Below are 13,037 nucleotides of genomic sequence, written 5' to 3'. Positions count from 1 at the left end.
ATACCGGTCGCTCCCCTCGCGGGCGCCCTGATCAGCGCAGAGTCTCCCGGATGACGCAGCGGGTGCCCGTGTAGATGGTGGGCATGCATTTGTTGCAATGGATGCAGAGTCCCTCGGCCACGTGCCGGTCGCGGAACTTGTTGACGAGGTCCGGGTCGCGGAGCAGGGCGCGCGCCATCGCGACGAACTCGAACCCGTCGCCGAGTGCGTTCTCGATCGTGTCGAGTCTGTTGATGCCGCCGAGGAGGATGAGCGGCATCGACAGGGCTTCGCGGAACTGCCGTGCCATCGGGAGGAAGAACGCTTCCTCGAAGGGGTACGTCGGAAAGATGCGCGGCCCGTAGACCTTCAGGCCCCAGCCCACCAGCTTGGGCTGTGAGGCAACGAATTCCGCCATCGGAACCTCGCCGCGGAAGAAGTACATCCCGTTGAGCAACGAGCTGCCCCCGGTGAGCTGCAGCGCGTCGAGATGCCCGTCGGCTTCGAGGAGCTGCGCGATACGGAGACTGTCGTCGAGCCACAGCCCTTTCGGAACACCGTCTGTCATGTTGAATTTGGCCGTGACGGCCACCGAGTCGCCGACGGCGTGGCGCACTCTCTCGACCACCCGCCTGGGGAACGCCGCCCGCCGCTCCAGGCTGCCCCCGTACTCGTCGGTCCGCTTGTTGAGGTTGGGGCTCATGAACGAGCTGAGGAGGTAGTTGTGCCCCAGGTGGACCTCGATCGCGTCGAATCCTGCCTCGACGGCGTTGCGGGCCGTGTCCTCGAAGTCCCGAGTGACCTGGTCGAGTTCTACTCGGGTGGCCCCCTTCACCAGACCCATCGCGGGCGGGCTGAGGCGGGTGGACGGCGCGAGGGTCTTGGTGCGGTTGGACAGTGTGTTCGCGACCAGACCGGCATGACCGATCTGCGCCGCGACCAACCCGCCTTCGGCGTGAACGGCGTCGGTGAGCCGGCGCAGGTCGGGGACGCGGGCGCGGTCGAGCACGAGGGTGTTCGCGTGGACGCGTCCGCCGGGTGAGACGGCGCAGTACGCGACGGTCGTCAGTGCGGCGCCGCCGCGAGCGACCTCGGCGTGGAAGTCGACGAGCTGGTCGGTGATCCGGCCGCGCGGCATGACGCCCTCGAACGTGGCGGCCTTCACGATGCGGTTGCGCAGCGTCAGGGGACCCAGGCGGGCCGGCTCCCAGATGCCGGGGTGCGGTGGTGGAACGGTCATGGTGGTCCGCCTTCGAGGGTGGTGGTGGAAGGGCGTTCAGGTGAAGGTCGCGGCCAGCGCCGCGCGGGCAGGCCGCCAGGTGAGCTCCAGCTCGTCGCGGGTGCGCGAGTCGTCGGTCGGGGTCGCCGAGGTGAGCAACCAGGCGGCCTCGTAACTGAGCCCCGCGCTGAGAGGTGTGAACCTGCCGATCACGTCGGCGATCCGCCCGAGCGTGCGAAAGGTGCTGCCCGACAGCGGGATGCGCCGGAGTCGACGGCCCGACGAGTGTTCGAGGACGTCGATGAGCTGGTTGAACTCGACGAGTTCGCCGCCGCAGACGTATCGCCGGGGACCGCGGCCGGGGTGCATCGCGGCGGCGTGGACCGCGGCCACGTCGCGCACGTCGATCATCTGCATGCCGCCGTCGAATCGGGGTGCCACCCCGCCGCTGACGATCGCGCCCCAGCCCTGTTCGGTGATGCCCTTCGTGGATCCGAGCCCGGGACCCACGACGCTCGTCGGGTACGTGATGACCACGGGGGCGCCCGCGTCCTGGAGCGCGCGGGCGATGCGATCGGCGGCCGCTTTGGTGCGGCCGTACGCGCTGCGGCCCGACGCCGTCGGACTGTCCGGGCCGATGACGGCGTCGGGTGACGGAAACAGGGCACTGAAACTCGCGACATGGATGATCGGGTCGAGTCCGAGGAACGCCGCCCGGGTGAGGATCGCGGCGGTGGCCTGCGTGTTGATCTCCCACATCAGCTGCTCGCGTCGATCGTCGGTGCCCACTACCCCGGCGGCGTGGAGCAGTGCGTCGCAGCCGTCGAGGAGGCGTGCGACCACTTGGGCGTCGCGGATGTCGCCGACCACCTGCTCGATCCGCGCGGCGTCGTCCCCGGCTGCCGCGAGTACGGCGTCGGGAGATTCGGCGGGCAGCACCAGCAGCCGAACCGAGTGGCCGGCGGCGAGGAGCGCCAGCGTGGTGTGGGCGCCGACGTATCCGGTGCCGCCGGTGACTGCGATCTTCATGTGACCGTCCTGTTCGAATTACGGTGCCACTGGTCTCGTAATAGGTACGATATAGCGCGGAAGGCACTTGTGTCCCACAATTCGAACCAATGAATGCAACTGGAAGCGGCCGCCCCCGCGACCCGCGGATCGACACCGACGTCCTCGCGGTCACCCGGGCGATGCTCGTGGAATCGGGCTGGGAACAACTGAGCATGCGGGCCATCGCGACGCGGTCCGGGGTGAGCAGGGCCTCCATCACCCGACGGTGGCCGTCGAAGGCGCACCTGGTTCTCGACGCCATCCTCGGTGCAACACCCGACCTGACACCGTTCGAGGGCACCGACCGCGAAGGCTGGATCCGTTGGGTGGTGACCGGCAGCGCCGAACTGTTCTTACGACCGGAGGTGCGAGCGGCCACGCCGGGTCTGCTGGCCGCGATCCGGGACCACGACGATCTCCGCACCGCGCTGTGGCGGGGATTCAGCGGGCCGAGTACTCAGCTGTTCGAGAGCGAGGAGGACCCGGCCGGGTCGAGCACCGCGACGGCCGTGCTGGTGCTCGCCGCCGGCGCCGCGCTGTTCACCAGCCTGATCGCCGTCGAGGACGACACCCCGGAACTGCGTGGGAAGATCCTCGAGCTACTCCTGCCGGTCGCCCGTTCGGGGCGGGAACGATCTTGAGGATCAACCGATCTCGGTGACGGCGATCGTCGCCGGATCTCCCGCGCCGCACTCGCGGCCGACCACCAGGGCCGTGATCTGCGGCGGACGCGGCGCGGCCACCAGCAGCAGTACCCCGGGAACACCGTCGAGGCGAACCTCGCCGGAACCGAGCAGGGGGCGGGACGTTTCGATACCGTTGGCGCGCAGACATTCCGACAGTTGTGCGGGATCCTCGAGTGGTCCGAGCTGCCGCGAACCGATCACGGTGAGGAGGCGTCCGGAGTCGAGATCGGTGCCCAGATCGAGAACGGCTGGTGCCGGCGAGGTTTCGGAACTGGGCAGGGCGACGATCGGCGTCTCGGGTTCCTGCCTGTCCGGCGTGACGACCGCGACGGCCACCACGACCGCTGCCGCCGCCGCGAACGTCCCCGCGGCCGCGGCAGCCCACTTCCGCCGCCGGGCGAGTGGGACCGCGGTGGCCTCGGCAGGTGTGTCCCGCTCCGCGGCGAGAGCACGATTGATGCGGTCGGCGACGTCGGCGGGAATCGGGGTCGAGACGGAATGATCGCGACCGAGCGCACCCAGCTGATCGGTGACCCGGTCGAGGGCGTCGATCACCGACATCGCCTGCGGGTCGTTCCGGACGAGTGGCCACAGGCGATCGCTGACCGACTCCGGCAGTACCCCGGCATGAAGGTCGGCCAACAGGTCCTCGGAGTACGGCGGTGCAGGCAGCGTGGCATCGGACGGGTCGGGTTCACGGTCGGCCATGGCACCTCCTCACCGAGTCGTTGTGGTCCGGGACGTCAGGACAGTTACCCGCTCCTACTACGTTTTGACGCCCCGGAGTCATGATCGGTTCCCCTCCACCCGAAAATATTCGAGAGAGGCGGCCAGCTTCTTCCGGCCGCGGGCGCAGCGGCTCTTCACGGTGCCTTCCGGAACCCCGAGGAGAATGGCGGCCTCGCTGGTCGAACGGCCCTCGAGGTCGACGGCCACGATCGCGGTCCGCTGATCCGCTGGCAGCTGCGCCAGTGCGCGCTCGACCACCAGGCTGAGCTCCACCTCGGACACATAGTCGCGGGCGTCGCGCGGCTCGTCGTCCTCGTCCGCGGACAGGGATACCGCCGGACGAGCCTTGTTGCGGCGGATCCGGTCGAGGCAGGCGTTGACCACGATCGTGTGCAGCCAGCTGCGGACCGCGGCATCCCGGCGGAACGAGCCTGCGTTGCGATGCGCGGACAGCAGCGCCTCCTGCAGGGCGTCCGCCGCATCCTCGGTGGTGTAGCTGGTGCGTTTGGCGACGTGCCACAGATGGTCGTAGTGCCGCGCGAGCAGTGTCTCGAAGGCGTGCCGATCGCCGGCGACGTGCGCAGCCAACAGGTCGACGTCCGAGGGCTCACCCTCGGAATCCCCCCGGAAGATTCGCACCGGCGGATGTTAGCTCAATTCGCCGGTCCGCGAGCACCGGGTGCCGACTAGGTCGCGGCGTTGAAACCGACGTCGGCGATGGACGATTGGTTCTTGCCACCGGAATTGCTCAGGCCGGTGATCCACACCAGGACGTTCTTGGTGGGTCCCTCCGACTTCACCGGGATGTCGGTGACGCCGTTGCCGAGGACCTTCGAACCGAGCACCTGCGTCTGGTCGAGGGTCGGGTTCTCCGACGGCGCGCTGCGGATCTCGACGTTGGTGCCCGGAGTCGGCGAGTTGATCCACACGCTCGACAGGGTCGCCGGCTCGTCCAGCGTGACCATCAGGCCCACACCGTTCTTCAGCGCGGGGAAGGGCTGGAAGTACGAGTCGGTGCTCCACACGGTGGACGTGTTGCCGTCGACGGCCAGCCGGGCGTTCGCGGCCGAGTCGGGTGTGCCCTGCGGCGAGAACACCGTTGCCCCCGAGGGCGTGACCGGTGCCACGTTCGCCGCCGGGGCGGGCGCGGGTGCGGGCGACTCGGGGTTGGGCGGTGCCTCGGCCGACGTGGTGAGCCCGAAGTCCTGTTCGGTGAGCGGCGCGTCGGAACTGCTGCCCGTGAGGAACGTCGCGAGCCAGAAGCCCAGGAGCGCCAGCACGATGATCGTGACGACCGCGAGGCCCACGAGCGCCGCGATCATCCGGTTGGACTTCTTCTTCTCCGCCTCCAACGCTTCCGGGTCGGCGAGAGCGTGACCGGTCGTGCCGGGGCCCCGCTGCCCGAGCCGCAGGGCGGGGATGAATTCGGTCTTGTCGTTGACGACGGACGCCTGATCGAGAATGTGCTGCACGGTGGCCGCCGTGCGGATTCCCCCGTTCGGCTCGAGCGAGCGCAACGCCACCGCGGAGATCTCGAACGGGACCTCCGGCCGGATCACCCGCGGTCCGATGGGCTGTCCGCTGGAGTCGCGGTCGGCCAGTCGCATACCGCCGACGCTGCCCGGACGGTGCGACCCCGACGGGTCACCCGAGGGCGCGGACGGGTCACCCAGCGGCCAGCGGGCGGTGATGAGGGCGTAGAGCATGGCGCCCAGTCCGCGCACGTCGGTACTCGAGTCGGAGTCGGCGAGCGTGGCCGGGAACGCCAGCACGGCATCGCCGTTGATGCTGATACGGACGCGGTCGGGGTGGTCGATGGACAGTGCCCCGCCGGCCCGGTGCGCGGTCTCGGCGGCCGCGGCGAGTGCGCGGATGGCACTGGCGGCGCCGATCGGAGACGGCTTCGTGTCGGCCATCTCCCGCAGCGAGCGGCCCGGGGTCCACTCGGCGACGACGATGCCGCCGGAGCTACCGCGGACCACGTCGAGCACGCGGGCGAGACCGGGCGAGTTGATCCGGCCCAGGCGCAGGGTGCGCGACAGAATGGCTTGCGGGCCTTCGGGACCGGCGGAGGTGGAGCGCTGTTCGGCGTCCACGAACGTCAGGGCCACCTCGCGGTCGAGCTTGACGTCGAGTGCCTGCCAGAACTGCAGTCCGCGCGAACCACCGTGCGGAGTCAGCAGGCGGTACCGACCGCCCGCGACGGACGCGCCGGGAATGAGCTTGGGGCCACGGGGAGTACGACGCGGGCCTGCGCCGGGCTCACGTCCGGGTGCCGGTGTGATCGGGATCACTCCGGTGTCGTAACTGAGATCCCGTGCGGGGGCAGCGCCCATGTGACGTGTGTCTCCGCGCGATTCGCCGGAGTCGTCGGCGGGAGTCGTCGGCGCAGCCTTCGTCTGCGCATCCGCAGGACCGCCGGTCTCCTTGCTCTGCCCCGTTTTCGGAGTGTCTGCGGCGCCCGCGGACGTGTCCGCGTCCTTCTTCTGCGGTGCGTCGGCGCCGGCCTGCTTGCCGGACTTCGCGGAGTCGGTGGAGGCCGACTCGGACGAGATCCGGGTGGTCGGGGCGTCGACGCCGTTGGGGGCGGCGGCCGAATCGCGTTCGGACGCTTGCACCGTAGAACCTCCGGCTCTCTTGCTGCCGGCCACGTCGTCGTCGCTCACCCTCACTCCTTCATTCTCGAATGCCCAACTCCGACCAGTACCGGGCGGCGATCCGACCCGCTCGTGTCCAGGGTACGGGAGTCCACCGGGTCGTTCGATACCACGCGGCTGTCCCCCGAAGTGGTGCGGTGTGGCGCGGACCACGGGAATCAGTTCGGTTTCGGCGTCTGCGAGCGGGTCGGCCTCCGGTTCCGGTGCGGCGCCGCGACCGCGCAGCGCGCGAACTTTGCGGGCGACGGCGACGGTGATGGACACGATTTCGGGAATCTTCGCGAACCAGAGGATCACGAAGGTGACGACGAGCATCAGGACACCGCTGATCATGACCCGGACCATCGAGCCCGGACCGCCGAACAGACTGGTGAGACGGTCGAGCCCGAGGAGGCGGTCGGCGCCGAGCATGACGAGCGCACCCGCCATCGACGCGAGCACCACCACCCACACCGTCTTGCCGACGTTCGCCATCTGCAGGTTGCCGAGACTGCGGTGCAGCAGCCAGCCCCCGACGAGCGCGCCGGTGATGTAGCCCAGGCCGTTCGCGGCGCCGAGGAGGATGACCACCTGGTCGTCGCTGGAGGCGATGAGGGGGGTGAGAGCGGACAAAGCGATCTTCACCGCGGTGATGCCGAGGACGATCCACGTGGGGGTCCAGGCCTGTTCGCGGGCGTAGAACACGCGGAGCTGGATCAGTACCAGGGAATAGGGAATGAGCGTGAAGGCCGACCAGCTGACGGCCTGACCGAGGCGTTCGGCGTCACCGGACCCGAAGTTGCCGTACCCGTACAGTGCCTGGCCGATCTCGGGGCCGGCGAACGTGAGGAACGTGATGATCGGGATGAGGGAGATCATCGTGAGCCGGGTGGCGACGGACAGGTCGTCGACCACGGCGGGGGTGTCGTCGGCGGCGGCGTTGCGGCTGAGCCGCGGCATGATCGCCGTCAGCACCGTCACGCCGAGCACGCCGTACGGCAGCTGCAGCAGCAGCCACGCGTTGTTGTAGATCGCGGGACCCGATGCGTCCGCGTGGGACGAGATGCGGGTGGCGACGATCATTCCTGCCTGGCTGATCAGCACGTACAGGATGATCGCGACGGCCATGCCGCCGAACTGCTTGAGCCGGTCGTCGAGGCCCCACAGCGGTTTCAGCGAGATGCCCTCGCGCCGGATCGCAGGCACCAGGCTCAGCGCCTGCACCACCACACCCAGCGTGACGCCCACACCGAGGACCAGCAGTTTCGGGTCGCTCATCCGCACCGGATCGAGGGTGATCTCCCCCGGTGTCGCGTAGTAGATCACCAGGACGGTGAGCATCACGACGTTGTTGAGCACCGGAGCCCAGGCACCGGGTTTGAACACCTGCCGTGTGTTGAGAATGGCCGTGAGCAGCGCCGACAGTCCGTAGAACAGGATCGCGGGCAGGAGGAGATAGGACAGAGCTGTGGTGAGGGACGTATTCACCTTGCCGTCGGCCGACAGGAAGACGTGGGTGGTGAGTACGGGTGCCGCGGCGGTCGCCAGCAACGCCGCCGTGCCGAGCAGCACACACGTGGCGGTGAACAGGCGTCGGACGAACGCCGCACCCTGATCCGGGTCCTCGCGTTCGGCGCGCACCAGGACGGGCACCACGATCGCGGTGAGCACCGCTCCCAGCACGAGCTCGGAGATCATGTTCGGGATCTGGCTGGCGACGGTGAACGAGCTGGCCACCGACCCACCGAGCAGCGTCAGGACGAGGAGCTGTTTGGCGAATCCGGTGATGCGGCTGACGAGCGTCGCCACCGCGATCGAGCCGGTGGACGCCAGCAGTCGCGAGTTGCTCTGCTTCTGCGGCGCGGTCGAGGGCCCGGAATCCCGGACCGGAGGCGGCGAGGGGTCGACGCGGATGGCCGCGAACTGCACCGTCGGCGCCTCGTCCGGCCGGATTTCCCGAGCCCAGTGGTCCCGCTCCCACGGCGCGACCCGGGGATGGGAGCGATCGGGAAGCCTCTGGCCCCTACTGGGCAAGTTCCCGGTCATGAACGTTCGTACCCTTCGTCAGCTGGATCCGGCTGGCCGCGGAATCGATGCCACAGCCGGCGGCCGGCGAGGAACAGCAGCAGAGCACCCGCGCATGCTGTCAGTATCGCCAATGCCTGCCCGTACGCGTTGGACCGTACCGTCACGCTGGTCGGCTCTCCCAGTTGCTGTCCATCGGCGGTGGTCAGAGAGAATTTGACGACGAGCTTGCGGGAGTCGTTGGCCTCGGTGGGAACGGTGAGGGTGCGACTGCCGCGCGGGGGCAGTGTGGTGGGGCCGATGTCGGTGATGGTCATCCCCGACGGCGCATCCACCTGGAGGCGGACGGTGATCCCGACCGGCAGGTCGTTCCTGGCCACCAGCAGCAGTGGGCTCTGTTCCGAGGCCAGCGTGTAGACGCCGCCCGGCGACACGACGGTGACGGCCCCGAACAGGTCGTCCATGGTCTCGGCCACCTCGTCGGCGCGCACGTCGGACGCCTCTTCCGCGGACCGTCGTTCGTCGTCGCGGCGATGCGCGAGGCTCATCGAGCGCAGGAGGTCCTCCCGCAGCGGTGCGGTGAAGCGTTCCGGGGTGAGCGGGGCCTGCGGGTCGTCGACCAGCGCGGCGTTCAGTGCCTCGATGCGGGGTGTCTGCGTGGCGGCGGCGTCGCGGATGTGGGCGGGGACGCCGTCCTCGGCGGCCTGATCCGGGTACTCCAGGGTCGCGATCTCGGGTGATCCGGGCTGCCGTCCCAGGATCGCGGGCAGTGGCCGGGGCGTCGCCAGCCCCGAGCGCATCAGCGAGGACACCGTGGACAGCAGTGTCTTCGCGTCCTCGGCGCCTGCCGTCCACAGCTGCGGTGGCACCACCATCAGCGATCGCGGGGTGCCGGCGGCCCGTGCGGCCTCGGGTTCGAGGGCAGACCAGGACACCGCGCCGAGCGCGTCCTGCAGCCGGGCGGTCTGGGAATCGTCCGAGAGGTCGTACCGCGCGCGCTCCGGGGTGTACGAGGGGGTCTGCGGTGTCGCCCCCATGGCCGCGAGCGCCGTGCCGACCGCGGGATCGAACAGCAGCGCGTCGACGCTTCCGGTGGCGGCGGGCGTCTCGGTGGCCGCCGGGGTCGTCTCCCCGTTCGCGGGAACGGGCGCGGGGGGCGGTGTCGCCTCGATGACGTGGGCGCTGTCGCGGGGTGTCGTCGTGTCGATGGAATTCGCGGCCACGAGCGTGGTGGTCGCCTCGTCTCCGCGGAGCATCTGGGCCGTCGCGTCGTCGAGCACCCCGGCGTCGCTCCACACGAAATTGCGCAGCGACGTGACACCCAGAACGTTGTCGACGATGTCCGCGGGGGCTTCGACGGCGGTCGCGGTGAGGTCCGGGTTCGCGACCTCGGTGATCGCGGACAAGTCGGCCTGCGCGAACGGCACCGACGTGGTGCACATGGACGCGGCCAGCGACCGGGCGCGGTCGAGCCACGCCGACGCGGCATCCTTACCGGCGCCCTCGTGCGCGGAACCGGTGGGATCGGACGGGTCGTCCACCACCAGATATCCACGCGCCATGTTCTCGACGGTGATCAGCAGGTCCGGGTCGACGGCCAGGCACAGACTGTCCCGGAGCGTGTGATCGCGGTCGACGCTCTCCCGGGTGGCGAACTCCGCCGCGCCCAGCAGTTCGTCGAGGCGGCCGCCGTCCGCGAGCGAGGTCGCGAGGTCGTCGTCGACGAGACGGACCGGTTCGGTGACGGAGCCGGGCACCCCCGCCGCGAGCCGGGGCCGGTCGGCGAGCGGCCACATCATGGTGACGGCGACGGGACTGGAGATGTCCGGGGGCACGGCCGGAGTGCCGGGGACCCCGAACACGGGGAGCAGGAAACGGGCGTCGTCGAGACGCGCCGCACCGCCGTACTCGGGGGTGCCGTTCACGTTCACCATCAGCGGATACACGCCGGGTTCGGTGATGTCGAGGGAGATGTCGGTGTCGGACCGCAGTGGCAGCGACAACGTGAACTGCTTGCTCTGCCCCTCGTCGAGGCGGCCCGCGACCGTGTCGAACATGCCGACCGTGTCGTACCGCGACTGATCGAGGGTGAGGGACGTACGGAGGCCCTCGCTGCTCGCGACGGCGGGAGCGCGCTGCAACCGCACGCCGACGTCGCGGACCGTGCGGTCACCGATGTTCTTCACCGAGCCCGTGACGGTGACGAACGGGTCGCTGGTGGTGGTGACCGTGGACGGCGTGACGTCGTCGATGTGCAGTTCGAGAAACTCGGGGTCCTCGTCGACCGTCTGGGTCCCGGCGCTCTCGGGCGGCACCGGGTCCTGGGCCGCAGCCACCACGGTGCTGGTGGGAGCCAGAACGACCGCGAGTGCGGTCAACGTCACGGCACCGACCCGACGCAAAGCCATCCTCATCCGGCGTCTGGCCCCTTCTGGAGCTTCAGGTCGGGAGCGGTCGGGGTGGTAGTCATCTTGGAGATCAAGTCACCGGCGATTTCTGCGAGTTTCCGTTCGTCTGCGTAGGCCAGGCGTGATCCCAGCTCGGCGAGCGGCACCCACGCTACCTCGGTGACTTCCACGTCTTCGTCCGACAGTTCCCCACCGAGGCATCTCAGCAGATAGTGGTGGACGGTCTTGTGGACCCGCCGGCCCTCGGTGACGAACCAGTAGTCGATGCTGCCGAGCGACGCGAGGACGGTGCCCTGGATGCCGGTCTCTTCCTCGACCTCACGCATCGCGGTCTGTTCGGCGGTCTCGCCCTGCTCGATGTGTCCCTTGGGCAGCGACCACAGCAACCGCCCGCGTCGGTCGGTGCGTCCGATCAGCGCGGCGCACAGATTCTCCCGCGGTCCGCCGAGACCGTTGACGACGAGCCCGCCCGCCGAAGTTTCGCGAACCGTCCTCATGTGGGGTTTCGCGGGTTTGCCGACGGCGCCGCGCCGCCGCGAGTTGCGGCGACTCCTGTTCGCACGTTCGGCAGCAGACACCCCATCGATAGTAGTTGGCTTTGCCGTCTCCACCGGAACGCCGCACCCGAACCGAGACGCTTCGTGACACACCTGTGGTGAACCGAACGGCGAGGTGACAGCGTGTATGCGTATCTCGCTATTTGCGCACCTCGGTAAGCTTCCTGGACGTGACTGCCCCTTCTCTCGACGACGAGCGCCGTACGCGACTGCTTGCCGGCGCCGCGGTGACGCTGCGCGAGCTGTCCGAAGTCCTGACGCCGCTCGGTGAGAGGTTCGCCGCCGCCGGTCACGAGTTGTACCTGGTGGGGGGCAGTGTCCGGGACGCGATCCTGGGCCGCCTCGGCACCGACCTCGACTTCACCACCGACGCCCACCCGGAGCGGGTGCAGAAACTGCTGTCCGGCTGGGCCGACAACCAGTGGGACACGGGCATCGAGTTCGGGACGATCAGCGCCGCCAAGGCGGGCCAGCAGATCGAGATCACGACGTATCGCGCCGACGCCTACGACCGGGTGTCGCGCAATCCGGTCGTCCAGTTCGGGACGAAGCTCGAGGACGATCTGGTGCGGCGCGATTTCACGGTCAACGCGATGGCCGTGCGGATCGGTGCGGACGGATCGCAGGACTTCGTCGATCCTCTGGGCGGCATGAACGCGCTGCTGGCCGGGGTGCTGGACACGCCGTCGGCGCCGGAGAACTCCTTCAACGACGATCCGTTGCGCATGTTGCGGGCCGCCCGGTTCGTGTCCCAGCTGGGGTTCACGCTGCACGAGCGTGTGCATCAGGCCATCGTCGACATGGCGCCTCAGATCGAGCGGATCACGGCCGAACGCGTGCGGGCCGAACTCGACAAGCTGATTCTCGGCGAGTTCCCCATCGACGGCATGAACGTGATGTGCGAGACGGGTCTCGCCGATTTCGTGCTGCCCGAGGTGCCGCAGATGAAGCTCGAGATCGACGAGCACCACCAGCACAAGGACGTGTACTGGCATTCGCTGACCGTGCTGAAGCAGGCCGTCGACCTCGAGGACGGCGACCCCGACCTGGTGTTGCGGTGGGCGGCGCTGCTGCACGACATCGGTAAACCGGACACGAAGCGCAACGAGCCGGGCGGTGGTGTGAGCTTCCACCACCACGAGGTGGTCGGCGCGAAGATGGTCCGCAAGCGGATGCGGGCGCTGAAGTATTCGAAGCAGATGGTCGACGACGTCTCGCAGCTGGTGTTCCTCCACCTGCGGTTCCACGGTTACGGCAAGGGTCAGTGGACGGATTCCGCCGTGCGCCGGTACGTGACCGATGCCGGCCCGCTGCTGCCGCGGCTGCACAAGCTGGTCCGCGCCGATTGCACCACCCGTAACAAGCGGCGGGCGGCCGCCCTGCAGGCGACATACGACGACATCGAGGAGCGGATCGCCCGGCTCGCCGAGCAGGAAGATCTCGCGCGGGTGCGCCCTGACCTCGACGGCAACGCGATCATGGAGTTGCTCGGCATTCCGGCGGGCCCCGACGTCGGTAAGGCGTGGAAGTACCTGAAGGAGCTCCGGCTCGATCGTGGCCCCCTCAGCCGCGACGAGGCCGAGGCCGAACTGCTGTCGTGGTGGGCCACGCAGCAGGGCTGACCGAGCGTCGATCCGTTCGGGTCGACGTCTCATCTCCTTATTCCGCTTTCGGGCGGCCGTTCACCTGACGTGACGACGGTCACACGGCCTGGTCGACATCACCACCGGGCCCGGGTCCGGGTGCGA

At 69.1% G+C, this 13,037-nt stretch carries 9 protein-coding genes; 2 read left to right on the top strand and 7 right to left on the bottom strand.

Annotated features, from left to right (window positions below):
- Nucleotides 1-31: 31 nt before the first annotated feature.
- Together nox and RHA1_RS17700 are read right to left on the bottom strand one after the other, a co-directional pair.
- Nucleotides 32-1,219 (bottom strand): 4,4'-dithiodibutanoate disulfide reductase, encoded by a 1,188-nt coding sequence (gene nox, locus RHA1_RS17705; protein WP_009476731.1) that lies wholly within the window; start codon nt 1,217-1,219, stop codon nt 32-34.
- A gap of 36 nt (nt 1,220-1,255) precedes the next feature.
- On the bottom strand, nt 1,256-2,227 hold the full coding sequence (locus RHA1_RS17700; protein WP_011596248.1) for an NAD-dependent epimerase/dehydratase family protein: 972 nt from the start codon (nt 2,225-2,227) through the stop codon (nt 1,256-1,258).
- A gap of 89 nt (nt 2,228-2,316) precedes the next feature.
- On the opposite strand from RHA1_RS17700, the gene RHA1_RS17695 reads away from it, so the two are divergent.
- On the top strand, nt 2,317-2,889 hold the full coding sequence (locus RHA1_RS17695) for a TetR/AcrR family transcriptional regulator (RefSeq protein ID WP_011596247.1): 573 nt from the start codon (nt 2,317-2,319) through the stop codon (nt 2,887-2,889).
- A gap of 3 nt (nt 2,890-2,892) precedes the next feature.
- Here RHA1_RS17695 and RHA1_RS17690 read toward each other — a convergent pair whose 3' ends face one another.
- The 5 genes from RHA1_RS17690 to RHA1_RS17670 form a co-directional block, all read right to left on the bottom strand.
- Complete coding sequence (locus RHA1_RS17690) at nt 2,893-3,642, bottom strand: RsmA family anti-sigma factor (RefSeq protein WP_011596246.1); 750 nt, start codon at nt 3,640-3,642, stop codon at nt 2,893-2,895.
- 78 nt (nt 3,643-3,720) lie between these two features.
- Nucleotides 3,721-4,302, bottom strand: coding sequence for an RNA polymerase sigma factor SigM (gene sigM, locus RHA1_RS17685; RefSeq protein ID WP_011596245.1), 582 nt, complete (start codon nt 4,300-4,302; stop codon nt 3,721-3,723).
- 47 nt (nt 4,303-4,349) lie between these two features.
- Nucleotides 4,350-8,228, bottom strand: a complete 3,879-nt coding sequence (gene murJ, locus RHA1_RS17680; RefSeq protein ID WP_011596244.1) for a murein biosynthesis integral membrane protein MurJ — start codon at nt 8,226-8,228, stop codon at nt 4,350-4,352.
- Between the two features lie 113 nt (nt 8,229-8,341).
- Nucleotides 8,342-10,732: a DUF6049 family protein gene (locus RHA1_RS17675; protein ID WP_011596243.1), complete on the bottom strand. Its 2,391-nt coding sequence runs from the start codon at nt 10,730-10,732 to the stop codon at nt 8,342-8,344.
- 2 nt (nt 10,733-10,734) lie between these two features.
- The gene (locus RHA1_RS17670) at nt 10,735-11,310 is read right to left on the bottom strand and encodes an NUDIX hydrolase (RefSeq protein WP_005572816.1); all 576 of its coding nucleotides are present in this window, start codon (nt 11,308-11,310) and stop codon (nt 10,735-10,737) included.
- Between the two features lie 149 nt (nt 11,311-11,459).
- On the opposite strand from RHA1_RS17670, the gene RHA1_RS17665 reads away from it, so the two are divergent.
- Nucleotides 11,460-12,911, top strand: coding sequence for a CCA tRNA nucleotidyltransferase (locus RHA1_RS17665; protein ID WP_011596241.1), 1,452 nt, complete (start codon nt 11,460-11,462; stop codon nt 12,909-12,911).
- Nucleotides 12,912-13,037 lie beyond the last annotated feature (126 nt).

This window comes from Rhodococcus jostii RHA1, assembly GCF_000014565.1.
Classification (GTDB): domain Bacteria; phylum Actinomycetota; class Actinomycetes; order Mycobacteriales; family Mycobacteriaceae; genus Rhodococcus_F; species Rhodococcus_F jostii_A.
The sequence above is the reverse complement of the archived record's forward strand: the minus strand, read 5'-3'. Positions and strand labels throughout refer to the sequence as shown.